This window comes from Caldivirga sp., assembly GCF_023256255.1.
Lineage (GTDB): Archaea > Thermoproteota > Thermoprotei > Thermoproteales > Thermocladiaceae > Caldivirga.
On the sequence record NZ_JAGDXD010000055.1, the window covers coordinates 1 to 24,952 of the forward strand.

Consider the following 24,952-nt stretch of genomic DNA (forward strand, 5'->3'; position numbering starts at 1 on the left):
ATACGCTTAATTATCTTAAGGAACAACTCACCATTCCTATAGACCAGCCTAGCCTTAAGCCAATCGTAAAGCAAGGCATGTGCCTTACTTATACTCGAACCCCATCACCACCAGCGGCCATTAACGATTACCCCAAGCCAACTCTAATAAACCTATCGTAGCCTACCACAGCAACCCCACCCTAAAGAACGAGGCTTTAAGTAATCATTGTAACATTAACGTGGATAAGTATTAAACCACTTCATGTAGATGAGGGCTAGATTACTCAGCTTCTAGATATTGGACCAGGCTTATTTAGCTTGGATTAACCTTTTCTCAAGCCTAATGAGCAGCTTAGACATAATACCCTTAGCAGTTTCATCATCAATAACTCTACTTGTACTATCCCTGCATGCGCCGGCACACCAGTACTCACGGATGAGCAATGCTAAGGCGGTTAATTCCATTAATTCCGGGTCCCTATACCTTAAATGCTCAGCGATAGTCATCATTAGTTTAACGGGCATGGTAACTATGATTAATTCACTAGCGCTAACCTTAACATTACCTCTAATTCTCCTAAAGCCGCTTACCTTAATTAGGTCACTGTTGATACTGGCTAAGTATGATAGGTAAGCTTGCCATGCTTGAACAGTCTTAAATGCGGCGTTTCTCAATAAACCGGATCTTAAGAAGACCTTGGCTAACTCTAATTCAATCCTACTCTCACTTAATCTTAATTCACTGATTTCATTTATATTTAAGTGAATTCGCATAAGCTATTACTATGGCCTAGTATTTATACCAATTCCTATTTCTTATCCTTGATCATTAACATAACCTATAGTAAGATTACTGTATTCACGCATTGGCCTTAATCATATTAGTGCGATTCAGGCATGCAACATAAGGTAAGTGAACTGAAGTAAATGACTGAATTCATATCAATACTAAAGATGACGAGTATATTCCCTGAAAAGGAGCTGGTAAATCATGAATTTACTATATAGTGTATTTATGAATTTATGTTATAATTGAGTAACTAAACCAGTAGCACCGAAAGCTATATAAATGCCCAGCCCTATGATGTGGTTGAGGTGAGTAAAATGAATATAAGGGGATCAATAAGGGTCATGAGTAGTTTGTTAGGGGCAGGAAAAGAAACTAAGGCTAATGAAGTAGACTCATCAGTGGAGTTTAAGGGTGATGAGGAATTAAGAAGCAAGGTAAGTGAAGTACTAGTGATACCGAGCTTTAATGGCCCATTAGTGTTGATTTACGATAAGAGGAATAGAACCTATAAGTTAGCGTAATATCTAGGTGAATTCCCTTACTGCTTAATGACCTAGCTTAATGCTTAAATATTGCACCTAATGGTACTGATTTAATGGAATTCTCAATGAAAGTGAGCATGATAAATGATGATGCGTTAAGGATAAGTGTAATTAGAAATGGAAGTAAGTATAGGGAATCCCCGGCTGTTGTTGTTAAGCCAAGCGTTGAATTAGTGAAGGGTGAGAACAGACTTGGCCCATGGTTTGTTGACGTCACTGATGATTCCATTGACGTAAGTGTAAATAACATGAAGGTAACCTTAAGGTTTAGCTACAGTAATGATCAAATAATAGTGAGGGGTAACTTAGGCCTTAATGATGTTGTTTATGGACTTGGCGAAAAGGCGCTGCCGCTTAATAGGAAGAGATTTAGGGTGACAATGTGGAATACCGATGCCTATGGGTATAGGTATGGTTCAGATCCACTATACGTGTCAATACCATTCTTCATAGTTGCTAATAAGAATGGTGGAATAGGTCATTTTGCCGACTCCACAGCTAAGATAATAATTGACCTTGGTGCTGAGAGGGAGAATGAATTCACTGTTATTGTGAATGATTATCAACTGGATTACTATGTTATTAGGGGACCTAGACCTAGAGATGTTGTTACCAGGTTCATTAACTTAACAGGTAAGCCTACTTTAATGCCTAAATGGGCGCTTAGGCACCAGCAGAGTAGGTATAGTTATTACCCTCAGGATAGGGTTATTGAGGTTATTAAGAGCTTTAAGGAAAAGGGACTGGATAATGCTGCAGTTTACCTTGACATACATTACATGGATAACTACAGGATATTCACTTGGAATAAGGACAGGTTCCCTAACCCCAGTGACCTAGCTAAAAATGCTCATGAACTTGGCGTTAAATTAATCACTATAGTGGACCCATATGTTAAAGTAGATCCAGGCTACCAAGTGTTTAGAGAGGGTATTAATGGTAATTACCTATCGCTTGATGATGATGGTGGATTATCCATAGTTCAAGGATGGCCAGGTAAATCAGCATTACCGGACTTCTTCAATAAAGAGACTAGGGAGTGGTGGGCTGGTTTAATTGAACGTTGGGTTAAGGAGTATGGGATTGATGGGATTTGGCTCGACATGAATGAACCAGCGGCCTTCGATCATCCTAACCACACTGTTTCAAGTAAAGTGATAACGCACAGGCTTGATGATGGTTCAAGGATACCTCACGATTTCCTTCATAATGCATATGCGCTATATGAGGCTATGGCTACCTATGATGGTTTAATTAAGGCTGGTAAGAGGCCATTCGTACTGTCTAGGGCTGGGTACGCTGGAATTCAGAGGTATGCAGCTGTATGGACTGGCGATAATACTAGTAATTGGGAACACTTGAAACTGCAACTACAGATACTACTGGGCTTAAGCATGTCCGGTGTTACATTCATAGGGGCTGATGTAGGTGGCTTTGCTAAGTATGTCCCAGGAAGTGGTGGAAGCATGTTATTTACTCTAAGCCCTGAACTACTTGTTAGGTGGTATGAGTGGGCTATTTTCTTCCCATTGTTGAGGAACCATACTTCAATTGGTTCACCAGATCAGGAACCATGGGCTTTTGGGCCAAGGACCCTTGAATTAATTAGGGACCTCCTAAGACTCAGGGTTAAATTAATCCCATACCTGTATTCACTAATGTGGATTAGCCATATTGAGGGTGAACCAATAGTTAGGCCCCTTATTTACGAGTATCCTGATGATGAGGAGGTTCTTAACATTGATGATGAATTCATGGTTGGTCCCTTCATGTTGATAGCGCCAGTGTTAACCAGTGGGAACGTTAGGGAAGTTTACTTACCTGATGGGGAATGGGTTAACATGTGGACTGGGGAAGTACTAGGTAAAGGATTCCACATAATTGATGCGCCACTCGGTAAACCACCGGTGTTTCTTAGGAAGGGTTCACTCGTACCTATACAGGAGACTCAGGGTGTCTTAGGTATATTAACGGTGTTAGGTGATGGGGAGTTCAAGGTTTATGATGATGATGGGGAATCACCAACACCCACACCATCGATATTAGGCCTAAGGGTTAGTGGTGAATCAGTTACAATAGATAATTGGGTTAATCCAACGCCTCAATCACCCTCATCAATACTGCTTGAGGTTTACGTTAGCAAGGAACCAAGTAGCGTAACCATTAATGATACTGAAGTCGCCAAGGCTAAGTTTACTATGGAACCTGGACCACCATCATGGTACATGGATAAACTACTCTACGTTAGGACGATGACTGGGAGTAGGGTTAGAATAATTAACTAAGTAACCTTAGTCCTATGGATCCTGACCACAATCATGAATGCTACTATTGCTATAATTAAAGCCAGGGCTAGGTAATCAATGTACTTTGATATTAATGTTAACCCAGTCTCCCAGGCAGGGCCTAGGCTGAGGCCAATGTAGATTAATACTATGTTCCATATTGTTGAACCTATTATTGTGTAAACCATGAATAACCACACGTTCATCCTGGCTACTCCAGCAGGTATGGATATTAGAGCCCTAATGCCAGGTATGAATTTAGCTAACACTACAGATATACCGCCATATTTATTAAACCATTGTTCTGCGGCATCTAAGTGCTTCTTACTTATGCCAACATATCTGCCCAGCTTAAGGACAATACTATAACCAATGTAGTAGCTTAACAAGTATAGTATTAATGATCCCACTAAGCTGGCTATTGTTGAATCAATGAGCGCAGGTATTAAGCTAAGGTGCCCAATGTAAATTAAGTACCCTGTGAATGGTAATATGACTTCGCTTGGTATAGGTAGTGATAGGGATTCTAAAACCATGAGGATGAATAGCCCTACGTAACCCATGTTCTCCATTACGAATATTACATTTACCAGGGACTGTAAAACCACGGGTGAGCTTAATATTGTGCTTTTTAAATGTTGCTTTATTGGTAATATGTCTTGGATGTATTTATTTACTTACCTTTCGTTAAGTCTCTTAGTCATCTTTAAAATTGCATTAATTCTGCTTAATGTAGTTGGGTGGCTAAGGAAGATACGTTTAACCAGTGATGAATGTATTGACGGGTAGGTCACCTTAACTAAGGCTGTAGCTAATGATTCCTTATAACCACTACTTAATGCGTATAGGTCGGCCTTGGTCTCATTAATCCTACTTAAGGCAAGTGAAGTTACTACTGCCAGCAATGCTATTAATGTGTAAGCGGTTATAGTCACTATGGTTAATCCAGCCCTTGGTATTACATAGAGTAGCATCATTGCTGAGGTTAAGGAGTAGGCTACCGACGCCGCTAACGCCTTGTAAGTATCCTTATTGACTATGTGGCCTAATTCATGGTGAATCACCGCTTTTAACTCATCCTCATTAAGACACGCCACTAATTTAGTACTAACTACGATTACTTTATTAATAAGGTTCAACGAAACAGCATTACATTCAGGGGATGGAACCAGGTAAACGTTGACTCCTTTAATTGAAGGTACTAACACTCTCTCAATGCTAATGTTAAGTATCATTGAACCACCAATAGCTCTTAATCCTGATATTAATAATGCTAACTGATTCTTACTAATGCTTCTAATTGATGAAGCATAGGATATTAGCCTAGTAAGCGTGTCCTCAGGTACATCGATTGGTAATGTTGCCGTTACTTTAATTATGCTTGAGCCATTAACCCTTAGTTTAATCATACGTAGGAAGGAAACGTACGTGTAAGCTATATTAGTTAACAGTACCTGTGCTATAACAACTGTTAAGGTTAGTAATATGCCGTATTTAGTAAGTAGGAGGAATATGATTAAGGTTAGTATTGATGATGTGATGAATGATACTGCTGGATTCATTGTGATTGATGAACTAGGCCTAGTGGGTATCTTAACGTATTCTTCACCCTCATCCCTAAATAACATGACTAACTTTTTACCATTTCCAATAACCGTGTCCCTTAACATGATTTTACTGAACTCCTCAGCCTTTCTCCAATCACCGCGTATTCTAAGGGATCCATTAGTAACGGCTAAGTAGAACCTGGTGAAGTAAGCCTCAATACTAATGTCTGAGTTCAACGAATAAACAACGTAAAGTAGGCCATTACCATTCTTTTCGGCATTAGTGTTGAGGCTCCTCACTATGTCAGATACCTTAATTGAACCAAGCTTCATTAATGAGTCAAGTAGCTTACTGTACGCTCGCATTTACTAAGATACTGACGGAAGCCTTTTTAACTTGAACAGTCAAACATAATTAACGTGACACTGACGTATTACTGTACGTCAGTGTATTATCACTCAACTGCTATAAGGGGTTAAGGTATCCAGGTTAACTTATGGCTAGTGTTAAATTAATACGAGAAACCAGAATGAAGGTAACAACCCACAATAAGGCAGTACACATGAAGATAAGTGTGGTCACTAAGCTTAAGGAGTACGCATCCTCCTCTAAGGGAAACCTCATAACGGTTAGGCCAAGTAAGATAGCCCAAGAGATAAACACCGTAGGGAGGGTAACCAGGGCTGATGGGGTTGTTATAAGGAATTTCCTGGAGCAGTTAGTTGAGAGGGGGTACATGGAGGTTATTAAGAGGAGCGCTAGGGGTAAGGTATACGGAATACGAAAGGGGGGTGAATTCTGGAAGCTCTTAATGTCCCATAATCCTGAAGACATTCTTGACTTAGTAAACATAGAGGAGTAGAATCCTAAGTCTACAGCCGTAAAATATACGCAGATTCAAGTTTTTAAGCAACATGAACTACACCCTTCAAGTGAAGATGACGGGATGAACTGAATAGTGATGAGAACCCGGGCCTGAGATTGTCCTAATACTGCTATTAGCTAATAATGGTTTAATAATATGAAGTAGTACTTTTATTCTACATTTATGCTTAAATAATTAATAATATAAATGCTTAGTTTCACTGTAAAAATAACGAATAACGCATTAATGTTTAAAAACTCGGCATGTTAAGGTAAGTCTAATGGGCAAAATGTATGATGTGCTTATTGTTGGTGCTGGCACAGCAGGTTCATATGCAGCCTACCTAATGGCCAAGCAGGGATTAAGTGTAGCGTTAGTAGAGCGCAAGAGGGCTGAGGATGTTTTTAAAGTAACTGGCGATGCTATTGGGAAGCATCATATTGATGAGTTAACGAGAGCAGGTTTAAGCATCAGTGAGGATGTATTCATGATTAGGTACGAGGGTGCTGAATTATATAGCCCAGACTTAAGTGTTAAGTACTTTGTGGCAGGTGAGGGTTTCGGCTTAGATATTAGTAAGTGGGCTCAGTGGCTCATTAATATTGCCAATAATAGTGGTGCAGACATAATAGATAAGCACACAGTCTCAGCGCCAATAATCGAGGGGGGCTTTGTTAGGGGTGTTAAGGCAAGTAGGAGTGATGGGACCCAGGTTGAATTGAGGGCTAAGGTTACCGTAGATGCCTCAGGCGCCACTGGGGTTGTAAGAACCAAGTTACCTCCCCAATATAGGATTAGTGAACCACTACTACCTGAGGACGCCTCCTACGCCTATAGGGAGATTATTGAGGTTGATTATAGTATACCTAATCCGCAGAACATAAGGATATACCTTGATAACAACATATCGCCAGGTGGCTATTGGTGGTTTTTCCCCAAGTCAAATAGGGTTGCTAATGTGGGTTTAGGTATCTGGGGTAAGTTGGTTAAGGAAAACGGCTTAAACCCCAGGGTTAACTATGAGAGGTATCTAGTACCCTCACCCTATGTTAAGGGTAGGAAAATACTGCATGCTGGTGGTGGGATAGTGCCAACGAGGAGGCCACTAGCTAGTATGGTTGGTCCAGGGATTGTTGCAGTGGGGGATGCCGCAGTGGCGGTTAACCCAATTCACGGTGGTGGTATTGGACCCGCATTATTATCCTCAGAATTAGCCTCCAAAGCCATAGTTGAGGCCTTAGAGAAGGGTGACGTCTCGGAAACTGGCCTATGGAGGTATAACTTGGATTATCTAAATGCATACGGCATTAAGCAGGCTCAACTAGATGTATTTAGGCTAATGCTACAGACCCTTACTAATGAACAATTAAATAGGGGATTAAGGGCTAGGATACTTACTGAAGATGAAGTCTTGAAGATGTCAATAAGCGGTAACCTTGACTTAAGTAGTGGTAAGAAGGTGATCATGGCACTTAGGTTGCTTAAAGTCCCTGATGTAGCTAGAAAATTATCATTAGCATTAAGGTACATGAATGAAATCAGGAAAATATACGTCAATTACCCAAACAACCCCAGTGACTTAAATAACTGGTTGGTGGCGTTAATAGCTAAGTACAATGAGTATAGGCTTAAACTTAAACTACCCTTAATGACCATTTAGGTGATTTAATGGATCCAAGGGATCAATTAGTTAAGTACTTTGTTGAGTCATATAATAAGGGATTAAACACACTAATGGGTGGTAATGCAAGCATTAGAATTAATGACGAAGTATTAATAACACCAAGCAATGTACCTAAGACTGAGCTAGCAAGCAGTGATATAGTTAAGTTATCAATGAATGGTAGCATTATTGAAGGTACTAGGAAACCTTCAAGTGAATGGAGAATGCACTTGTCAATATATAGAGTAAGTGATTATACGGCGGTAATTCATGCACATGCTCCTTCCATAATAACACTATACTTAGCTGGGTTAAGCCTAAACCTTGATACTGTAAGTGAGGCTAAATCATATATACGTAAGGTTAGTGATGTGAAATTCATTAAGCCCGGCACCCAGGAATTGGCTGATGAAGTATCATTAAGGATTAAGGAGGGTGCTGATTTAATAGTTCTCAGGAATCATGGCGTAGTATCCGTTGGTTACTCACTCCCTGAAGCCTTGAATAAGATTGAGGTCGCTGAAGATACGGCCAAGATCTTACTTTTCCTATACTTAAGGCAACTAAGTGATGAATCCCTAAAGCCTAGATACTAGATAAAGTATTAGAATACCGCTTAAATTCATTACAGTTATAACTAATGCAGGTAAGGCGATGGTCGGCCCCATTCCGGCAACTGCCCAACTGTAGTAGGTTATGGTCATCACTATACTCTCCATGAGGAATACCACTGATACACCTATGAGCATCTTCCCGGTTCTAGTGAATCCAATACCTGTATAGTTCCTGATCATTAACCCAAGTATTAAAACTTGGATAATAGATAATGCTATGTTAATACCCCATAGGTAGCCCATTACTCATCACCCCCAGAATCCTTTAAACCAATAATCCTAACAACATTGATTAAAATACTCCATTTATCATTAAGCTCATCACTTATTAGATATGGTGCACCATATCCATCACCAGCCTTAGTAACTAAACCATTCCTCTCCAGTATCTCCAAGTGATATATAACAGTCCTATAGTTAACATTCAAGAACTTGGCTAATTGGTTAGGGTTCATTGGTCTCTCCCTAAGAGCCTTAAGAATCTTATACCTCATTAAACCACCCCTAGAGCCACCTATTAGCCAAATCAACAATCTCCTTAAATCCTTATCGTAACCAATCATTATCAGTTTATTGCTCGTTAGTAGTTTATAAGCATTTATCCTTCTCATGCCGTTTAACCCTAATTAATGACACTTAATAATCTTTTTCACTAATTTATTACAATTCTAGAAACTGACTCATTGAGTGTTTGATTTATAATAAAAACTGAATAAAGTTTATTTATACGTTAATGCAATGATGCATCATGGATGCCAAATCCATTAGACTTACAGTTGCCATAGTGGCAGCAATAGTTGGGTTCGCCTTAGCCGGCTACTTAGCCATAAGGCCACCCATTACTATAACATCAACAGTAACTAGTACAATAACATCACCAGTGACAACAACAGTAACTACGACTACTACAGTGCCAGCTACGGTGACCACAACAGTCATGCCGCAGTCATCAAGTATGGCTCCTGAACTAATACCAGTTGGAGTTAGGACGATAATGGTTGACGCGGCTAAGGGGGCAACATTAAGGTTGGGCAACATAATAGTTATAATTAGGCCAGGGACTTACGTTATGACTCCAAGCGGACAGATGCTAAGTTCCTACAACTTCTCAATAATAGATTATGAACTTGTTAATATTGGATCACCAATGATGGGTGGGGAACCAGTCTTCGCTTTCGCATATGCGGTCAATGGTAAAGTATCACCAGGCTATACCTTCGTCAACCAGGAAGGTAAGCCGTATGCTGTAGTTACAGTGGTTAGAATGCCTAGTACTTGGACATCCTGGACCTGGTTAGGCTTTACACAGGAGTCTAATGGTACATTAGTTGGTGGTCACTACGTATTTATTGACTCATGGGCTTATGCAGGTTCTGGAATATTCGTCAATTACCAGTTTGTCAAGCCAGTACCATGGGTATTCGTTAATACTGGTATGCCAGCATCATCACCGGTCGTTTACACAAAGCCCACTACACCTAACTCAACTGAGGTAACCACCATGACTCCTGAATTAATACCAGTAGGTATTGGTACATTAATGGTTAATGCAACCCAGGGAGGTGCCGTGGCGGTTGGTAACATTCTAGCTATAATACTACCTGGTACATACGTTAAGACTCCTAGTGGCCAGATTCTGAAGGAGTATAATTTCAGTTTAGTTTACCAAGCAATAATGAATATACCACCGTTAAACATGAGTGGAGTGTATTACTGGCCATTGTTTTCATACGCCTTTGCCGTTAATAATCAAATCAACGCGGGTTATACCTTCGTTAATGCAAGTGGATCACCAGTGCCTGTGCTTACTATTGCCTTCTTACCATCATGGTTCACTTCATGGACTTGGCTAGGGTACGTGCAATTGCCTGATGGCACGTTACTAGGTGGTAAATACACGTTCCCTAACCCATGGATACCTGGGGACGATTACATAGTTAATGTAGTCTTCATAAAGCCAGTGCCTTGGGTATTCTTAGCTGTGGAACATGGCTACGTTAACATGACCAGTACCACAACGACCACTACAACATCATCCAGCAGTGGGGGAAGTTGATACGTGTGGGGATAATAATTAACATTTAAGGAACCGATAATTAGCCTCAAACATTTTTAAATTCATAATTCTTCAATAGGATTATACCTTAATCATATTCAATGCCTTATCAAGAATTACCCTAGCTAACTCCCTTTTATGCGCTGGACCAATCTTCACGTGGGATCCCTTTTTATCAATAATGTGGTAAGTATCCATCATTGTACCAAAGCCTAATTCAAATACATCATGTGCAATAACCATATCCCATGATCCTTCCTTCATCCTATTTAATGCCCTTCTTAATAAGTCATCTTCACCCACATTAACCTCAGCCTTATAACCCACAACTACTGTACTTGGGGAGGCAGCCTTAGCGTCATTAATAATCTTGGGTGCCTTAACCAGGGTAATTGCAACATTCTCAACATCACTGCTTAACTTACCCTTAACCCTATCCCTAACGTAGAAGTCTAATGGCGCAGCGGCGAAAATTGCCATATGTATTTGCCTACTCTTCAATAAATTTATTACGGCATCACGCATATCTAATACACTTGTTACATTAATAACCTTGATACTGCTTGGATACCTTATGTTAACTGGCCCTGATATTACATAAACCTCAGCACCCCTTGCAGCAGCCTCTCTAGCAATGTAATAACCAGTTAATCCACTACTTGGTGTAGTAATATACTTAACATCATCTATGTATTCCCTGGTTGGACCTGATGTAACTAATACCCTTAATCCACTCATGTTTTTAGGTGATGTTAAATCTATGGTGGATTCAATAATTTCATCAGTAGGCGGTATTTTGGCCTTACCTTCCTCAATAACTGGCTCAATGAAGTTTACGCCAAGATTTCTTAATTTCTCCACATTACCTTTTACAATTGGGTTACTCCACATGTTGAGGTTCATGGCTGGAACCATTAGTATTGGCTTACCAGCACCCATAGCAACTGTTAAGCATAGTGATACTGGTGAATCAGTTATACCACCGGCAACCTTACCTATTAGGTTAGCTGTCGCTGGCGCTGTTACAATTACATCAGAGTTGGCGCATATGTTGACATGCTCAGCGTAACCACTTAACTCTGTCAATGGACTATTGCCAGTGGCCCACTGCATTATTAGTGGGTTTAATAGTCTTGAGGCGGTCTTACTCATGAAAACAGTCACGAATGCTCCATGCCTAATTAATCCCCTTGCAACGTCAGGTATCCTGTATATTGATACACCACCAGTGATAGTTAGTACTATTCTCTTACCGTCAAGTAATTTACTTAAGCTGCCTCTAATGGTCTCAACATTCTCACTCACGCTAGAGCGTTAATATGGCCTTTAATAAGAATTAGCATCATTATTACCAGAACGATAAATTTATTTAGTTTCTATGCGGTAATTAATGCCTAATGATAAGTACTGACGGCGTATTAATAACGCTCGCATTAATCATCTTGATTGGTTACGTTGGAGATTACCTATTCAGGTTAACTAGGGTACCTGAGGCAGTAATATTAATGCTCATAGGTGTATTACTCGTACCCATTGGACATGTTATCCCCGTGAAGTATGTTACGTTACTTAGGGATTTAGCCCCCCTCTTTGGTGATATAGCCCTAGTAATGATAATGTTTGATGGTGGACGTAGGATAAGCTTCAGGACCCCAATATCATCAAGTGGCCTTGGTTTAGCATTAGCAACCCTAGATGTAGCCATACCATCCGTACTCTTAGCCGTTGTAATGTACTCCTTCTTCAACTGGCCTCTTGTGTACGGTGCAATACTAGGCGCAATACTAGGTGAAACAACCACAACCGTTATTGTACCATTAGCCACTAGGTTAGTTATAAATGATGAAACTTACAATACCATAGTTATAGAGGCTACGTTTAACTCAGTTGTATCCATTCTATTCTTTTACCTCCTAACCATACTTCTAACAGGGCATTTCTCAATCTTATCCTATACTAGGTATGTTATATCCTACTTCAGTATTGCAGTATTCCTAGGCTTAATCGCAGGCATGCTGTGGTTACTGGCGTTAAACTGGATTAGGAGTACTAAGGCTTATGTGGTTACAATAGGGATAGCCTTCCTACTCTATGGTATAGTTGACTTACTAGGCGGTGCAGCAGTTGTTGCTGTCCTCATATTTGCAGTAATCATAGGTAATCACGAAGTCATAAGTGAATACATGGGGTTAAGGCTCAACATCAGTGAAGAGAGACTTAACATAGTTGAGAGCGAGTTGGAGTTCCTAGTTAGGACATTCTTCTACGTCCTAATAGGCATGATCTCAATAATATCACTATACTATGCGCTTTTAGCATTAGTGGTCACTGGGGTTCTCTTAGCCATTAGGTACATTGAAATATTCTCAGTAGTTAGGGATAGTAAAGCATCTAATTTACTATTTGCCCTAGCTCCAAGGGGTTTAACGGCGGCGGTATTGGCCAGTATATTCCTTAACATGAATTATCAACCATACTCAAGCTACATATTTCTAGTAACCTTCATGGTCATAATATTCACTAATATTGTCTCAAGTGGGTTACTATCAATTATGGTTAAGGCATCAGTGAAGAGTGAGGAGCAAAAAGTAGAGTAACCATTGGGGGAAGTAAGGTTTTTAACACCAACTATCCACTGAGGTTTAATGAGTATTCCAGGTGAGACTGAACAAAGGATTGTCTGCCCATACTGTGGTTTAACAGACTGGGTTCTAGTTCAACCAATTAATAGGAGGGATAGTAGAGGGTTCCTAGTGAGCGTCATGCTCTGCAAGTGCAATAACTGTGGAAGAGTGTTCTATTTATTTAAGTATAGGTTTAGAAGCATACCGTATAAGCTTGAAAACCTGGCTGCCTAATGTTAATTCAACGTTTACTACAATGTGATTACATTATAGATGATGGTTGAAAGAGATAGCACTAATGTTTTAAGAGTAAGGTTTATATAATGTTAATTAATCTAACTAATCATGCCTGAAATACCACTAGCTCCCATAGAGAGAATCTTCAAAAAAGCAGGAGCAGAGAGAGTCGGAGAGGATGCAGTGATTGCGTTAAGGGATGTGCTTGAGAACGTAGCTTACGAAGTTTCAGTTAAGAGCATTGAACTGGCGAAGCATGCTGGTAGAAAAACAGTAAGCGCGGATGACGTTAAGGCTGTTGTAAGGATTTTCAGGTGCATTAACTTATCATGAACGTTAAGGTACCCTACGTACCAACCCCAACGTCGGTAGCCATGGAGATTATTAGACGGGCTAAACCACAGCCGGGTGAAGTAATTGTTGATGCTGGAGCAGGGGAGTGTAACATTGTCATTGAGGCCGCAAGAATATTTGAATTAATCGGATTAGGTGTGGAGAGGGATCCAGTACTCGTTAAGAGGTGCCTTGAGAAGATTAATGCGGAGGGCTTACGTGGGAGAGTCTACGTTGTATGGGGTGATATCTTTCAATTTAATTACTCAATAGCCGACATAGTTTACCTGTACCTAGGAACTGATGTTAATAAGGAGCTTGCGCCCATACTGTTCAACACACTTAAGAGGGGAGCGAGGGTAGTCTCTCATGATTTTGAAATACCAGGTTATAGGCCTGTTGAGTCAGGTTCAGTAAAGGGGCCCTTAAGGGAACATAGGTACTACCTGTATATTAAAACCTAGTGAATTCAAGCCTAATCCTCACCGTTGAATTTTGATTCTAGAATCCTCCTAATCATCAACATACTTGAGGATGAAAGCCCACTTAGCTTAATGGGCCACTGCCTATAGTTATTTAACGCATTCAATGGTGTTCCATAGATTTTAAGTAACTTGACTGCTCTCTTAACCCCTATTCCTGGTAATGATGAAAGTAGGGAAACCTGCATATAACTGGTTGATTCACTCTTCCTCCTATTACTTATCTTAATTAAGCCGGGTGACGCCAATGCAAGGGAGTAAAGTGCCTGAGCTGTATCCCGCTCATCCCTGGCCCAAAGGATCCTAAGCCCACTCCTACTTACCTTAACTAAGGCTCCAATTAACGCACCCCTACTAATGCCCCTCATCGATACTGTCGACCATAAGTCACCCTCGATGATTATGTAGGGTTCTTGGTAAGACTCAATTAGGTTACTGGCCTGCTGAAATAACCTACCGTCAATAATAGAGTTAATTAAATCCATAGTCCTCTTACGCTCCACAGCAACCTCGCTTGAAACCACGTAATCACCAACAGTTAAAGTGGATACTAGCACACTGCATCCAAGCTCCTTTAAAGCACTTATAACTGCTTGAGCAGTCTCATGCTCCCTCGAATCCACAACAATACTACACCCCAATTTAGATCAGGCGTGATCCCTCATGTGGGTTTAAATAAGTTTAACAATTAGGAAAACAATGTAGGTAATCATGAAGCCCCGGCCGGGATTCGAACCCGGGACCTCCTCATTACCAGTGAGGCGCTCCGCCAGGCTGAGCTACCGGGGCTATGCGGACCTTGCATCACTGATTCCCGTATTTTTTAAATTTTTCCCATTAAGTAGACCTTACCTACACTTATTGATCATGGTGCAAAACTGAGTAAGTGTACATGTGATTTTAAGGCGTATTAAGGTGAGGTTATTTTATTAACCGAATAGTGAGGCAAGGCTCTCCAATGTTTCCTCCTCCTTCTTCTCCTCAGCCTTCTTCTCCTCTGCCTTAGCCTCAGCCGGCTTAGCCTCGGCTGCCTGAGGTGCTGCCTGTGGGGCAGCTGATGGTGCAGTAACTGGTACTGCCGCCGCTGTCTTTATTGCCTCATCTATGTTAACCTCCTTTACTGCTGAGACTAGGGCCTTAACCTTAACTTCATCTACCTGTATACCTGCTGATTGAAGTATCTTAGTTACATTATCCTCCGTTATTGGTTGCTTTGCGTAGTGCAGTAGTAATGCTGCATACACGTACTCCATAACCACCTTTACTGAAGAGCCTTTTTAAAGCTAACCACAATGATTGTTCGACTACTATTTATTACTATATAATATATATTTAATTATATTAATTTGTGAGAAAGATTTATAAAACTTAGTAGACTAACCTCCCGGTAGCTATGCAGATGCTAATTAGTGATACTAGGGAATTAATAATACTCGGTAGAGGAGGCCAAGGTGGGGTAACTGCCGCTAGAATAATAGTGTCCGCAGCCGCTAAGGATGGTAAATGGGGCCAAGCAATACCGGAATTCGGCGCTGAGAGGAGGGGGGCTATTGTTAAGTCTTATGCGAGAATATCAAGTAAACCAATAATTACCCATAGTGGAGTAAAGAAGGCTGACGTACTATTAATCCTATCACCAGATATATTGAAGCTTGTTAACATTAGTGAATTAATGAAGGGACAGGACTCAGTCATAGTAATTAATTCACCCACAGCGGTGAGGACAGGCTACAGGACATATTGGGTTGATGCGACTGGGATAAGTGAGAAGTTAGGCTTAGTAATGGCTGGTTGGCACATAGTGAGTACACCAATATTGGGCGCATTCGTTAGGGCTACTGACTTAGTTACATTGGATTCGGTGATATCATCAATAAGCGAATTTATTGGGAGAGGCGACTACGTTAAATTGAACATTGATGCTGTAAAGATGGGGTATAGTATGGTTAAGGGTGATTAAATGTGAACAGCGTGCACACTAAGTACTTATTATCAAGGCCAGCCATGGGTGCTGGCGGTAAGACAGGGACATGGAGGATACGTAAGCCTATTGTTAACCTGGATAAGTGCATTAAATGCGGCCTATGCTGGCTTTATTGCCCAGAAAACTCAATAGATTGGCTTGAGGATAAGACCGTGAGTATTAATTATGATTACTGTAAGGGTTGTGGTATATGTGTTGATGTTTGTCCAGTTAAGGCGATTACAATGATTGACGAGCGGGTGGTTTAAGTGATCAATCAGCAGAATGTAATTAGTAGAGGGGTTAGGAAAATAATGGTTGGTGATCATGCGGTTGCCGAGGCTGTTAAGATGGCTAGGGTAAACGTGGTTTCAGCATACCCAATAACACCCCAGACGCTAATAGTTGAGAAGTTAAGTGAGATTATTGATAAGGGTGAGTTAAAGGCAGACTTCATAAGGGTTGAAAGTGAATTCGCAGCCTTAGCATCAGTATACGGAGCATCAGCCGCAGGTGCAAGAGCCTTCACTGCTACTTCAAGCCATGGGTTATTCTACATGTATGAGATGCTTTGGTGGGCTGCAGCATCAAGACTACCACTAGTCATGGCTGTGGTGACTAGGACACTTGGACCACCGTGGAACATTCATGATGAACACACTGACCTATTAGCAATAAGGGATAGTGGATGGATTATAGGTATGGCATCAAGTGTACAGGAGGTTTTCGACATGACCCTTACGGCTTTTAGGATAAGTGAGGATGAGAGGGTACTATTACCAGTTGCAGTGGGGCTTGATGGATTCGTGTTAAGCCATACCACCGAACCCATTTACGTCCCCTACCAGGAGGATGTGGATGCTTGGTTACCGCCAAGGAACCCTAAGGTACCTTACGTTATTGAACCTGGTGGTGAACCAATAACGCTAGGTAACTTACCTAAGTCTGACTTATACCATGAGTTACATAAGGCTTATATGGATGAGTCAATGAGTGAGGCTAAGAGAGTCATAGCTGAGGCATATAATGAATACGGTAAGTTAACCGGGAAGGATTATGAACCATTAGTTGAATGCTATAGGTGCAGTGACGCTAAGTACCTTGCAGTAACCATGGGTGCGTGGAGTGGGGATGCTGAGGTTGCTATTGATGAGTTAAGGAATGAAGGATACCAGGTGGGGCTTATTAGAATCAGGTACATTAGGCCATTCCCTGATGATGAGGTTTCAGAACGCGTCAACGGGGTTAGGGGGGTTATAGTGTTTGATAGGGATTATTCAATGGGCTTTGGAGGAATATTGGCAGGTGAATTAATGGGCTTAGTGCCGAGTAATGTATCATTTAAGGGTGTTGTAGCAGGCCTAGCTGGTGTTGATGTATCACCTGGTGAATTCCGTACCATTATAAGGGACTTCATTAATGAAACTGAAGCTAATGGTATCATGAGGATTAGGAAGTGGTGGTACATACCTAACACTAATGGGGGTGATTAATCATGGTGACTATGAGTGAACTCCACAAATACGGTAGGACTAAGGTAATAATGCCTGGTACAGCGGCATGCCCAGGTTGCCCACTTCAAATAGGCTTGAGGCAACTAATCATGGCGCTGGATGGTAAGTTAACCCTTATCATACCGGCCGGGTGCTCAAGCGTAATACCTGGCGTGGCACCATACACATCATTCACAGTACCTGTTATACACGTGCCCTTTGCCTCAAGTCCTTCCGTAGCTAGTGGTTTAGTTAGGGCGCTTAGAGCTAGAGGTATTGATGGCCACGTGGTTGTTTGGGCTGGTGACGGGGCAACGGCCGACATAGGTTTCGCAGCCTTAAGTGGAGCTGCCTACAGGAATGAGGACATTATTTACGTTCTAGCAGATAATGAGGCATACATGAATACTGGTATCCAGGCCAGTGGAACTACGCCCCAGAAGGCTTGGACTACAACATCCCCAAGGGGGAAGACTGAGGGAAAGAAGAACGTTGCATTAATCATGCTTATGCATAAGATACCCTACGTAGCTACAGCTAGTATAGCTTACCCAATAGACTTCATTGATAAGGTCAGAAGAGCAGCTTCAATAAAGGGTTTCAAGTTCATACACCTTCATGCGCCATGCCCTCCAGGCTGGAAGTTCCCTGACGATTACACAGTTAAGGTGGCTAGGTTAGCCGTGGAGACTGGGGTGTGGGTGCTTTGGGAGTATTACCAAGGTAAGTTAACCATTAGTCCACCCAGCGCTCCGTATAGGGATAAGCAGAGGCGTAAGCCTATTGAGGAGTACCTTCGTATACAGGGTCGTTTCGCCCACTTGAGTAAGGATGATATTAATGAGATTAAGGCCATGGTTGATCAGGAGTGGGATACGTTAATGAACCTAGTTAACGCGCTTAATTACCATGCTTAGCCATTAATTAAGACTTTAAGCTTTAAAAACAGGTAAAGGAGCGAACATGCATGAAAGCTATCGTGGTTAAGCCCCCGAAACCTGGGGTGGAAATTAGGGATTTAAGTCAAGTAGTTAGGCATGGTTCGGGTACTGTTAAGGTGAGGATTCTTGAAAATGGCATATGTGGTACTGATCGTGAGATAGTGAGAGGTGAGTTATCCACAGCTAGACCACCGGAGGGTAGGGATTGGCTTGTCCTGGGCCATGAGGCCTTAGGTATTGTTGAAGATTCAAGTGACCCAAGGTTTAAGCCAGGTGACTTAGTGATGCCCATTAATAGGAGGAGTTACCATGGTAAGTGCCCTAACTGCCTTATAGGTAGGCCAGATTTCTGCGAAGCCAATGAGTTTGTTGAGGCGGGTATTATAGGAATGGATGGTTTTATGGTTGAGTACTGGTATGATGATCCAAAGTACTTGGTTAAGGTGCCTAAGAACTTAGCTGATATAGCAATAATGGCTCAACCCCTCTCAGATCTTGAGAAGTCCGTAGAGGAGATACTTAATGTTCAGAGGAGGTTAATTTGGACTTGCGATGATGGAACCTATAATTGCAGAAGGGGCATAGTCTTCGGCACAGGCTCCACTGGAATATTAATTTCACTACTGCTTAAAACAGTGGGGTTTGAGGTGTATGTTGCTAATAGGAGGGATCCGCTTGAGAATGAGGCTAAGATAACTGAGGAGGCTGGTATAACTTACTATAATTACTCTAAGGATGGTTTAGATAAGCTTAAGGCAATGGGCTTTGACCTAGTTGTAGACACTACTGGTGCTTCCGCATCATTGATTGGGCATGAAGTTGAGATGCTTAAGCCAAATGGCATATTAGGCCTATTCGGCTTCCCAGCTGAGGGGGAGTTAACGTTAAGGTATGATGTCATACAAAGGTTCATCTATAAATCCAATGCAATAGTAGGCCTAATAAATGGGCAAAAGCCCCACTTCCAACAAGCTCTTGCCCACCTAGCCCAGTGGAAGTCCATTTGGCCTACTGTGGCTAACTCTTTAATATCGAGGATAGTTGACGTTAATGATGATAAGGAGCTAATGCAGGTTCTTAACCATAAGGAGAAGGGGGAGATAAAGGTTAAGATAAGGTGGAGTTAATCACTTTATTTCCCTAAGTCTCTCACCTAATAAGTCCTCAAGTTTGCTTATTATTAAGTTGAGAACCTTAACGTATGGTTGCTTTTCCTTAGTCACTAACATACCTGCACCCTCATGACCACCACCTTCACCACCCAATTCCTCGGCTATTTTACTTAGAATTACGGCAACGTTAATTGACCTTGACCTTGCAATAACCCTTAATTCATCACCGTGGTCAGACACTACGAAGACAGCATCGCAGCCAATATCAAGGAGCTTACCGGCAACTAAGCCTTCGTAGGCGTTTACATTAGTTACACAAACTATCATTGACCCAGCCCTATATGGTATAAGCCTTATTGAACCCTTAATTAGGGCTATTTTAGCGGAGTCATCGAGTTCCCTAACTAGTAACGCTAAGGCATCCCTGTAATTAACTCCACTAACCTTAAGTAACCAGGCCACTGTTTCAAAGGTTCCCTGAGTAGCTCTACTAAACCTATTTGTTTCACTTAATATGGCCGCTAAGGTTAACTTAACCATTAATTCACTGGGCGTGTAACCCATCTCCCTCAAGGCATTGATTACCACTTCGACTGTTGATGGTGATTCAGGATTAATGAACTCTAGGTCACCCCTAATCCCCCTAACCTCATGATGATCAAACACTACTACCCTGCTACCCTGGCATATTTCAACTTCCAATTGAGCCTTATTCGCCACATCAAACATTATTGTTAAGTCACCGCAGGTACAGGTTTGAGAACAATCAAGCGTAATACCTAGCCTGTTAAGCACTTGCTTAGCCTCCTTATCAGCATTACAATTGTTAGCAAGGCAGCTTAACTTACCTAGACTATTTAAGTAATCCCTGAATAATAACGCTGAAGCAAGCGAATCTAAGTCAGGGTTCCTATGCGTTGCTAGTATTATTCTTTGCGAAGTCTCAATTAACTTCTTAAGTTCACTTATCACTAATCACGGTTCAACTAAACACTTAAAAATCAAACCCTAAGTAAATATAATTGTGGTAGCTTTTATTGAATCCACGGTTAAGGATTACGTGAAATTACTTGACGAGAGGATAAGTAAGCTACGGGAACTTTCAAGTAGATTAAGTAGTAAAATATCTGATACTAACATTGAGAGCACTAGGCTAGGTGTTTTAAGGTTTGAGAACAGCGAAGTACTAATAGTTAATGGTAGTGATAATGAACAGTTAACCAGCGCATTATTCTTTATTCAGAAGCTAGCTAATCTCCAGGAGAAAATATATACATTAGTTAAGAATGACCTAAGTAAGATTTCTGATGATAATATTAAGATTGCGGTGATTGAACCCTTAGGTTTACCCACAAGGATAATTATGGTGCCCAATAATGTTACCACTAGTGGTTAATACTGATGAACTTAGAAAGCATAGGCAAAGAATAGAGGAACTACACTCAGCAATAAGGGTTAGGCCAATTAGTATTAATTGGAGTATAGTGAACACTATTAATAAGGCTCTCTCCGTTAAGAGTGATGAAAAGAAGATTATCTCTAGAGGTGATAAGAGATCATTTAAGATTGATGATGTTGAAGTAGTTGTAGCCGACACTGTAAGTGTAGCGAGCAGCTACATGAGCATATACAGTACCTATGCAGTAAACATGATGAGGATAAGTAATGTTATTGAGAATATTATCAACGGTAATAAATCACTCATATACATTGATCCATTCACAGGTACGGCAATAATAATATTAAATCACCCAACTAAGGTACCACTAGTTGACACAGAATCATTAAAGAACACTATTGATTCATTAATGATACTTAACATGGGTTATGTTGAGAAAGGCGAAATCACTACCACTCAGTTTGATTCCAATATTGATGTATCACCAATATTGGAATCATTATCGAGCAAATCGGATTCAGTATACATTGATGTAGATGATGATGTTTACTACATTATTAGGAAATACATGCACCATGAGAAGTAGTGTCTTTAAAAACTGTATAATAATTACTGCCTACCCTCCTCACTATCTTCACTTGAGGATTCCTCCTCGCCAGGTAGCTTCATTAACCTTATCTCCCTCTTTGCCTGCTTACTTAACTCACCTTTAAATCTACCTATGAGTGAATCAATTATAACCATTAGGTTCTTAGAAGCTTCAATATCAGGGTACTTCAGCAGGAAGGGAGTTCCTGTATTATTAGCCTCGCTTATGCGTGGATCAAGAGGTATCTCGCCTAGGAATGGTACATTAGCCTCCTCGGCTATTCGTTTCCCCTCAGGTTCACCAAATACGTAATATGTCTTGCCTGTGTCTGGGCAAGTGAAGCAACACATGTTCTCAATAACACCAATCACAGGTACTTTAACCTTCCTAGAGAAGTCAATAGCCTTCTTAACTATTCTACCTGAAACATCCCCTGGAGCGGATACAATTATGCTACCTGTTAATTGACCACTGAGGGCTTGAGCTATGGTTAATGGTGCATCACCAGTACCTGGAGGTAAATCAATCATCATTACATCTAAGTCACCCCAATCCACCTTAGAGAGGAAATCCTCAATAGCTTTAGTTACCAAGGCCCCTCTCCATATTACAGCTGAGTCTTCACTTGGAAGTAGGAAATCTATCGACACAACCTTAATGTTCAACGGGCCAGTGGCCGGTATTATTAAATCCCTCTTATCATCGTAGTAAAGTGGACTACCCACAAGCCCCAGTAGCTTAGGTATTGTAGGCCCATAAATATCAGCATCAAGAATCCCAACCTTTAACCCCCTCAGGGCGAAGCCAACCGCTAATGAAGCAGTAACAAGGCTCTTACCAACCCCACCCTTACCGCTCATGACCGCGAACTTAAGCTTAACGTTACCTGCACCGAAGCCCAACTTAATCTGCTGCTTCTGGGGTTGCTGAACCTTAACGTTAATATTAGATTTATTACTCATTAATGATCAGCCAACTAACCCCTTATAAATCCTTCCACATATCGAATCCAAGAGAAAATGCGTCTAGTATAATAGGTTAATTCAATTTATTATTTAAGGTAAATTTAAGCAACCTTAGAATTCCGGGAGAAAAACTTAAAAAATAATGTAACCGGCATGTTAATGAGGGCCCGTAGCTTAGCCTGGTCAAAGCGCCCGGCTGATAGCCCAGCGTTAGAGACCGGGAGAACGTGGGTTCGAATCCCACCGGGCCCACTAAATTAATATTGAGGAATTTCACATAACTTTAAGCATAACCTGAGAATCAGGGAATTGAATTAACATCGATGGGATTATGTTAATGAGACAATAACAAGGCTAGATGCAGTAGAGAATGCGCATTATTATGCTCCTAACACTCTTCTAATAGCCTCCTTATATAATGGTGCTTGCCAAGCATTATCCTTACCTACACCTATTTCAAGATCCTTCTCAGGTGGTGGGGTATCTATCCATAAGTGACTTAATCTTTCAGGTATAGTATCAACAATTAAGTTTAAATCAACTAACCTATCCATTAATGGTATTCTCTCTCTCATTAGAAGAGTATCAGGATCCTCCACAGCCTCCTTAAGCCACTTCCTCTCTTCAGGCAGTAGTGATGATGTAAAGGCTTTAAGCCTCTTATCATTAATAATCCTCATTAATACAGCTTCAACGTTCCACCTAGCCTCATAGAGTTGACCTAATATTTTCGGATTTCCACCAGTTAGCCTCCAAGTCTCCTCGAAATCGGGCTTGCTTCCTGGTATATGCTCGTAGAGTTGTTTAAAGCCTTCCTTACTCATGTTCCACATGGCATCTAAATAAGCCCACCTATGCCTACCAATCTCCCTTCTAGACAAACCCTCACTAGTGGCAGCAACAGTAACAATGACATCGTAATCAGCCGGTGGATACTCAATTAAACCAAGTATCCCTTTAACATATATGGCAGCCTTATCAATACCTATGGCTTTAAAGACATCATCAACCAACACAGCAACTCTTCTTTTCCTTCGTTTCAATGCCTCTTTGACGAATTCTAGAGCTAATGTTGCAAGTCGCACTTGAGCAACACCAAAGACCTCTGCAGCGGCTTCAGTTAATTGCTTAATAAGATCCTTCATGTCAGTATACGCTGTAAACTCCTGATGAAGAGGATTAATGTAAGTTACTTCGAACCCTAATTCCCGCAGAAGCTCCGTGGATTGCTTAAGCCAGGCAGATTTCCCACAACCCTCAGGGCCGTAAACCACATGAACCACAGCCATACCATGTTCAGCCCAATACTCAATACGCCTAAGCGCCAAATCCCTATCAGTGAATTCAACATTAAAGCCAGGAATTAGCGGAAACTCAAGTCTCTTCACGCAGTAATTACTGTAAAGTCATTAAAAATACTTTCCCTACCCTAAGCTACTGAATTAATATCATTATCGCTGGATAAAACTGAAACCTCCACTAAACTATGTCCAAGTTATTATATATTCTAAGTCTTTTAAGAATTATTTTTAACATTATGGAAAATAACTTGAAGAGTACTGATAATTACTTAACTTAAATATATTTATTTAAAGATTCCTATACCCTAACCCTAATTCTGAACTCATCTCTCAAATAAATCCTGAGATAGAGAGCTTAAATACCTTTATCATATAATACTGAAGTTAATGTAATGTGAAGACTATTGGCTTCACTATTTAGGTTAAGTTATGGTTATTGTTGCTTGTTCTTGGATTCTTTGCCTTGGGAGTATATTAGGTTCATTAATGTGTCCCATTCACTCTTAGTTAAGCTTGACCACCATCCTTGATATGGTGGTGTTAACTGTACCCTTGGTGGTGTTGGTTCCTCCCCCTTAAGTATCCTTAGTGCTTGGTAGTAGTGTGGTGATGGTATTGGTCCGTTTAGTATTGGGTCATTTGTTTCCTTTAGGAAGCCGTAAAGCCTACTGAGGAGATCTTTTAACACGCTTTCATATTCGGGGTCTCTTGAAACATCATGTAACTCAAGGGGATCCCTCTCAAGATCATAGAGCTCAACAAATTCATTAGGTGTGGTTATCTCATCAACAACAACCTCATGGGCTGGGCTGAGCTTAGAGTCTATTGCAGCATCAGCAGTGTCCTGGGCTTCGAAATGCATTATGAGTTTAAACCTACTGGTCCTAATAGCCCTAATCGGATCATACCTCTCATGGTAAGTCTTCTCAGCGTAGACAGCATCCCTAACACTGGATACTGAACCCTTAAGTAAAGGCATTAGACTAACGCCCTGAACAATGATGCAACAACCTGCTGAAGCATAGGGTCAGGCTTAGGAATACCTAGGAATGCGGCGTATTGGGGATACTTAACCCATAGCGAACCATTAATAATAGCCTCAGCCAAAGGAGGGGTAATACCCCTTGGTGCAATAAGATCCCAGGTGGCTATTACTTGTAACATGCTGT

30 protein-coding genes and 2 tRNA genes are annotated in these 24,952 nt (G+C 41.0%); 18 read left to right on the top strand and 14 right to left on the bottom strand.

Annotation, left to right across the window (positions count from 1 at the left end; all coding sequences use genetic code 11):
- Positions 1-290 precede the first annotated feature (290 nt).
- Entirely contained in the window at positions 291-755 is a 465-nt protein-coding gene (locus Q0C29_RS08455) for a PaREP1 family protein (RefSeq protein WP_292000223.1), read from the bottom strand.
- Between the two features lie 330 nt (positions 756-1,085).
- Here Q0C29_RS08455 and Q0C29_RS08460 point away from each other — a divergent pair, with 330 nt between their 5' ends.
- Positions 1,086-1,292, top strand: coding sequence for a hypothetical protein (locus Q0C29_RS08460; RefSeq protein WP_292000224.1), 207 nt, complete (start codon positions 1,086-1,088; stop codon positions 1,290-1,292).
- 74 nt (positions 1,293-1,366) lie between these two features.
- The gene (locus Q0C29_RS08465) at positions 1,367-3,598 is read left to right on the top strand and encodes a glycoside hydrolase family 31 protein (RefSeq protein ID WP_292000225.1); all 2,232 of its coding nucleotides are present in this window, start codon (positions 1,367-1,369) and stop codon (positions 3,596-3,598) included.
- On the opposite strand, the gene Q0C29_RS08470 is transcribed toward Q0C29_RS08465, so the two are convergent.
- Positions 3,595-4,206, bottom strand: coding sequence for a DedA family protein (locus tag Q0C29_RS08470; protein WP_292000226.1), 612 nt, complete (start codon positions 4,204-4,206; stop codon positions 3,595-3,597). The two genes, Q0C29_RS08465 and Q0C29_RS08470, sit on opposite strands and share 4 nt — an antisense overlap.
- A 69-nt stretch (positions 4,207-4,275) precedes the next feature.
- Complete coding sequence (locus Q0C29_RS08475) at positions 4,276-5,511, bottom strand: M48 family metallopeptidase (protein ID WP_292000227.1); 1,236 nt, start codon at positions 5,509-5,511, stop codon at positions 4,276-4,278.
- 131 nt (positions 5,512-5,642) lie between these two features.
- Here Q0C29_RS08475 and Q0C29_RS08480 point away from each other — a divergent pair, with 131 nt between their 5' ends.
- From Q0C29_RS08480 to Q0C29_RS08490, 3 genes are all read left to right on the top strand, one after another.
- Complete coding sequence (locus tag Q0C29_RS08480) at positions 5,643-6,008, top strand: DNA-binding protein (RefSeq protein WP_292000228.1); 366 nt, start codon at positions 5,643-5,645, stop codon at positions 6,006-6,008.
- A 283-nt stretch (positions 6,009-6,291) separates the two neighbouring features.
- Positions 6,292-7,671: a digeranylgeranylglycerophospholipid reductase gene (locus tag Q0C29_RS08485; protein ID WP_292000229.1), complete on the top strand. Its 1,380-nt coding sequence runs from the start codon at positions 6,292-6,294 to the stop codon at positions 7,669-7,671.
- Between the two features lie 8 nt (positions 7,672-7,679).
- Positions 7,680-8,270 carry a class II aldolase/adducin family protein gene (locus tag Q0C29_RS08490; RefSeq protein WP_292000230.1) on the top strand — a complete coding sequence of 197 codons (591 nt, stop codon included), beginning with the start codon at positions 7,680-7,682 and terminating at the stop codon, positions 8,268-8,270.
- On the opposite strand, the gene Q0C29_RS08495 is transcribed toward Q0C29_RS08490, so the two are convergent.
- Both Q0C29_RS08495 and Q0C29_RS08500 read right to left on the bottom strand, forming a co-directional pair.
- Positions 8,253-8,531 carry a hypothetical protein gene (locus Q0C29_RS08495; protein WP_292000231.1) on the bottom strand — a complete coding sequence of 93 codons (279 nt, stop codon included), beginning with the start codon at positions 8,529-8,531 and terminating at the stop codon, positions 8,253-8,255. The two genes, Q0C29_RS08490 and Q0C29_RS08495, sit on opposite strands and share 18 nt — an antisense overlap.
- Complete coding sequence (locus tag Q0C29_RS08500; RefSeq protein WP_292000232.1) at positions 8,531-8,899, bottom strand: winged helix-turn-helix domain-containing protein; 369 nt, start codon at positions 8,897-8,899, stop codon at positions 8,531-8,533. Before Q0C29_RS08500 ends, Q0C29_RS08495 begins: the two co-directional genes overlap by 1 nt.
- Positions 8,900-9,036: 137 nt before the next feature.
- Between Q0C29_RS08500 and Q0C29_RS08505 the strand changes: the two genes are divergently transcribed.
- Complete coding sequence (locus Q0C29_RS08505) at positions 9,037-10,344, top strand: hypothetical protein (protein ID WP_292000233.1); 1,308 nt, start codon at positions 9,037-9,039, stop codon at positions 10,342-10,344.
- Between the two features lie 81 nt (positions 10,345-10,425).
- Here Q0C29_RS08505 and coaBC read toward each other — a convergent pair whose 3' ends face one another.
- Entirely contained in the window at positions 10,426-11,649 is a 1,224-nt protein-coding gene (gene coaBC / locus Q0C29_RS08510; RefSeq protein ID WP_292000234.1) for a bifunctional phosphopantothenoylcysteine decarboxylase/phosphopantothenate--cysteine ligase CoaBC, read from the bottom strand.
- A 92-nt stretch (positions 11,650-11,741) separates the two neighbouring features.
- On the opposite strand from coaBC, the gene Q0C29_RS08515 reads away from it, so the two are divergent.
- The 4 genes from Q0C29_RS08515 to Q0C29_RS08530 all read left to right on the top strand — a co-directional run bounded on the left by Q0C29_RS08515 (position 11,742) and on the right by Q0C29_RS08530 (position 14,002).
- Entirely contained in the window at positions 11,742-12,941 is a 1,200-nt protein-coding gene (locus Q0C29_RS08515) for a cation:proton antiporter (RefSeq protein ID WP_292000235.1), read from the top strand.
- Between the two features lie 48 nt (positions 12,942-12,989).
- Positions 12,990-13,202: a hypothetical protein gene (locus Q0C29_RS08520; RefSeq protein ID WP_292000236.1), complete on the top strand. Its 213-nt coding sequence runs from the start codon at positions 12,990-12,992 to the stop codon at positions 13,200-13,202.
- A gap of 111 nt (positions 13,203-13,313) precedes the next feature.
- Positions 13,314-13,538 (top strand): histone family protein, encoded by a 225-nt coding sequence (locus Q0C29_RS08525; protein WP_012186746.1) that lies wholly within the window; start codon positions 13,314-13,316, stop codon positions 13,536-13,538.
- The gene (locus Q0C29_RS08530) at positions 13,535-14,002 is read left to right on the top strand and encodes an SAM-dependent methyltransferase (protein WP_292000237.1); all 468 of its coding nucleotides are present in this window, start codon (positions 13,535-13,537) and stop codon (positions 14,000-14,002) included. The genes Q0C29_RS08525 and Q0C29_RS08530 overlap by 4 nt, the downstream gene beginning before the upstream one ends.
- An 11-nt stretch (positions 14,003-14,013) precedes the next feature.
- Here the strand turns inward: Q0C29_RS08530 and Q0C29_RS08535 are convergent, their stop codons facing one another.
- The 3 genes from Q0C29_RS08535 to rpl12p all read right to left on the bottom strand — a co-directional run bounded on the left by Q0C29_RS08535 (position 14,014) and on the right by rpl12p (position 15,273).
- The gene (locus Q0C29_RS08535; RefSeq protein ID WP_292000238.1) at positions 14,014-14,643 is read right to left on the bottom strand and encodes an ERCC4 domain-containing protein; all 630 of its coding nucleotides are present in this window, start codon (positions 14,641-14,643) and stop codon (positions 14,014-14,016) included.
- Between the two features lie 92 nt (positions 14,644-14,735).
- Positions 14,736-14,809: transfer RNA gene (locus Q0C29_RS08540), tRNA-Thr, on the bottom strand.
- Positions 14,810-14,949: 140 nt separating this feature from the next.
- The gene (gene rpl12p / locus Q0C29_RS08545; protein ID WP_292000239.1) at positions 14,950-15,273 is read right to left on the bottom strand and encodes a 50S ribosomal protein P1; all 324 of its coding nucleotides are present in this window, start codon (positions 15,271-15,273) and stop codon (positions 14,950-14,952) included.
- Between the two features lie 140 nt (positions 15,274-15,413).
- On the opposite strand from rpl12p, the gene Q0C29_RS08550 reads away from it, so the two are divergent.
- From Q0C29_RS08550 to Q0C29_RS08570, 5 genes are read left to right on the top strand one after another with little or no spacing between them, the layout of a single operon-like run.
- Positions 15,414-15,980 (top strand): 2-oxoacid:acceptor oxidoreductase family protein, encoded by a 567-nt coding sequence (locus Q0C29_RS08550; RefSeq protein WP_292000240.1) that lies wholly within the window; start codon positions 15,414-15,416, stop codon positions 15,978-15,980.
- A gap of 44 nt (positions 15,981-16,024) precedes the next feature.
- Positions 16,025-16,252, top strand: a complete 228-nt coding sequence (locus Q0C29_RS08555) for a 4Fe-4S binding protein (protein WP_292000325.1) — start codon at positions 16,025-16,027, stop codon at positions 16,250-16,252.
- Entirely contained in the window at positions 16,253-17,476 is a 1,224-nt protein-coding gene (locus Q0C29_RS08560) for a pyruvate ferredoxin oxidoreductase (RefSeq protein WP_292000241.1), read from the top strand.
- Positions 17,477-17,478: 2 nt separating this feature from the next.
- Entirely contained in the window at positions 17,479-18,393 is a 915-nt protein-coding gene (locus Q0C29_RS08565) for a 3-methyl-2-oxobutanoate dehydrogenase subunit beta (RefSeq protein WP_292000242.1), read from the top strand.
- Between the two features lie 50 nt (positions 18,394-18,443).
- Positions 18,444-19,544, top strand: coding sequence for a glucose 1-dehydrogenase (locus tag Q0C29_RS08570; RefSeq protein WP_292000243.1), 1,101 nt, complete (start codon positions 18,444-18,446; stop codon positions 19,542-19,544).
- Here the strand turns inward: Q0C29_RS08570 and Q0C29_RS08575 are convergent, their stop codons facing one another.
- Positions 19,545-20,501 carry a DHH family phosphoesterase gene (locus Q0C29_RS08575; RefSeq protein ID WP_292000244.1) on the bottom strand — a complete coding sequence of 319 codons (957 nt, stop codon included), beginning with the start codon at positions 20,499-20,501 and terminating at the stop codon, positions 19,545-19,547. It abuts the gene before it with no gap.
- Between the two features lie 52 nt (positions 20,502-20,553).
- Here Q0C29_RS08575 and Q0C29_RS08580 point away from each other — a divergent pair, with 52 nt between their 5' ends.
- Positions 20,554-20,925: a hypothetical protein gene (locus Q0C29_RS08580; RefSeq protein ID WP_292000245.1), complete on the top strand. Its 372-nt coding sequence runs from the start codon at positions 20,554-20,556 to the stop codon at positions 20,923-20,925.
- On the top strand, positions 20,906-21,514 hold the full coding sequence (locus Q0C29_RS08585) for a hypothetical protein (protein WP_292000246.1): 609 nt from the start codon (positions 20,906-20,908) through the stop codon (positions 21,512-21,514). Before Q0C29_RS08580 ends, Q0C29_RS08585 begins: the two co-directional genes overlap by 20 nt.
- Before the next feature lie 23 nt (positions 21,515-21,537).
- Here the strand turns inward: Q0C29_RS08585 and Q0C29_RS08590 are convergent, their stop codons facing one another.
- Positions 21,538-22,479: an Mrp/NBP35 family ATP-binding protein gene (locus Q0C29_RS08590; RefSeq protein ID WP_292000247.1), complete on the bottom strand. Its 942-nt coding sequence runs from the start codon at positions 22,477-22,479 to the stop codon at positions 21,538-21,540.
- A gap of 166 nt (positions 22,480-22,645) precedes the next feature.
- Here Q0C29_RS08590 and Q0C29_RS08595 point away from each other — a divergent pair.
- A tRNA-Ile gene (locus Q0C29_RS08595) sits at positions 22,646-22,734 on the top strand.
- Positions 22,735-22,862: 128 nt separating this feature from the next.
- Here the strand turns inward: Q0C29_RS08595 and Q0C29_RS08600 are convergent.
- The 3 genes from Q0C29_RS08600 to Q0C29_RS08610 form a co-directional block, all read right to left on the bottom strand.
- Positions 22,863-23,870 carry an ATP-binding protein gene (locus Q0C29_RS08600; RefSeq protein WP_292000248.1) on the bottom strand — a complete coding sequence of 336 codons (1,008 nt, stop codon included), beginning with the start codon at positions 23,868-23,870 and terminating at the stop codon, positions 22,863-22,865.
- A 346-nt stretch (positions 23,871-24,216) separates the two neighbouring features.
- Entirely contained in the window at positions 24,217-24,762 is a 546-nt protein-coding gene (locus Q0C29_RS08605; protein ID WP_292000249.1) for a hypothetical protein, read from the bottom strand.
- Entirely contained in the window at positions 24,762-24,947 is a 186-nt protein-coding gene (locus tag Q0C29_RS08610) for a hypothetical protein (RefSeq protein WP_292000250.1), read from the bottom strand. Before Q0C29_RS08610 ends, Q0C29_RS08605 begins: the two co-directional genes overlap by 1 nt.
- Positions 24,948-24,952: the final 5 nt, after the last annotated feature.

Bases quoted from the DNA above. Each gene is read 5' to 3' on its own strand.
- Q0C29_RS08515 (WP_292000235.1), top strand. From the start codon at position 11,742: ATGATAAGTACTGACGGCGTATTAATAACGCTCGCATTAATCATCTTG.
- Q0C29_RS08475 (WP_292000227.1), bottom strand. From the start codon at position 5,511: ATGCGAGCGTACAGTAAGCTACTTGACTCATTAATGAAGCTTGGTTCA.
- Q0C29_RS08565 (WP_292000242.1), top strand. From the start codon at position 17,479: ATGGTGACTATGAGTGAACTCCACAAATACGGTAGGACTAAGGTAATA.
- Q0C29_RS08550 (WP_292000240.1), top strand. From the start codon at position 15,414: ATGCAGATGCTAATTAGTGATACTAGGGAATTAATAATACTCGGTAGA.
- Q0C29_RS08460 (WP_292000224.1), top strand. From the start codon at position 1,086: ATGAATATAAGGGGATCAATAAGGGTCATGAGTAGTTTGTTAGGGGCA.
- Q0C29_RS08555 (WP_292000325.1), top strand. From the start codon at position 16,025: ATGGGTGCTGGCGGTAAGACAGGGACATGGAGGATACGTAAGCCTATT.
- Q0C29_RS08480 (WP_292000228.1), top strand. From the start codon at position 5,643: ATGGCTAGTGTTAAATTAATACGAGAAACCAGAATGAAGGTAACAACC.
- Q0C29_RS08495 (WP_292000231.1), bottom strand. From the start codon at position 8,531: ATGGGCTACCTATGGGGTATTAACATAGCATTATCTATTATCCAAGTT.
- Q0C29_RS08455 (WP_292000223.1), bottom strand. From the start codon at position 755: ATGCGAATTCACTTAAATATAAATGAAATCAGTGAATTAAGATTAAGT.
- Q0C29_RS08585 (WP_292000246.1), top strand. From the start codon at position 20,906: ATGTTACCACTAGTGGTTAATACTGATGAACTTAGAAAGCATAGGCAA.
- rpl12p (WP_292000239.1), bottom strand. From the start codon at position 15,273: ATGGAGTACGTGTATGCAGCATTACTACTGCACTACGCAAAGCAACCA.
- Q0C29_RS08490 (WP_292000230.1), top strand. From the start codon at position 7,680: ATGGATCCAAGGGATCAATTAGTTAAGTACTTTGTTGAGTCATATAAT.
- Q0C29_RS08520 (WP_292000236.1), top strand. From the start codon at position 12,990: ATGAGTATTCCAGGTGAGACTGAACAAAGGATTGTCTGCCCATACTGT.
- Q0C29_RS08500 (WP_292000232.1), bottom strand. From the start codon at position 8,899: ATGAGAAGGATAAATGCTTATAAACTACTAACGAGCAATAAACTGATA.
- Q0C29_RS08485 (WP_292000229.1), top strand. From the start codon at position 6,292: ATGGGCAAAATGTATGATGTGCTTATTGTTGGTGCTGGCACAGCAGGT.
- Q0C29_RS08530 (WP_292000237.1), top strand. From the start codon at position 13,535: ATGAACGTTAAGGTACCCTACGTACCAACCCCAACGTCGGTAGCCATG.
- Q0C29_RS08525 (WP_012186746.1), top strand. From the start codon at position 13,314: ATGCCTGAAATACCACTAGCTCCCATAGAGAGAATCTTCAAAAAAGCA.
- Q0C29_RS08610 (WP_292000250.1), bottom strand. From the start codon at position 24,947: ATGTTACAAGTAATAGCCACCTGGGATCTTATTGCACCAAGGGGTATT.
- Q0C29_RS08505 (WP_292000233.1), top strand. From the start codon at position 9,037: ATGGATGCCAAATCCATTAGACTTACAGTTGCCATAGTGGCAGCAATA.
- Q0C29_RS08590 (WP_292000247.1), bottom strand. From the start codon at position 22,479: ATGAGTAATAAATCTAATATTAACGTTAAGGTTCAGCAACCCCAGAAG.
- Q0C29_RS08465 (WP_292000225.1), top strand. From the start codon at position 1,367: ATGGAATTCTCAATGAAAGTGAGCATGATAAATGATGATGCGTTAAGG.
- Q0C29_RS08605 (WP_292000249.1), bottom strand. From the start codon at position 24,762: ATGCCTTTACTTAAGGGTTCAGTATCCAGTGTTAGGGATGCTGTCTAC.
- Q0C29_RS08570 (WP_292000243.1), top strand. From the start codon at position 18,444: ATGAAAGCTATCGTGGTTAAGCCCCCGAAACCTGGGGTGGAAATTAGG.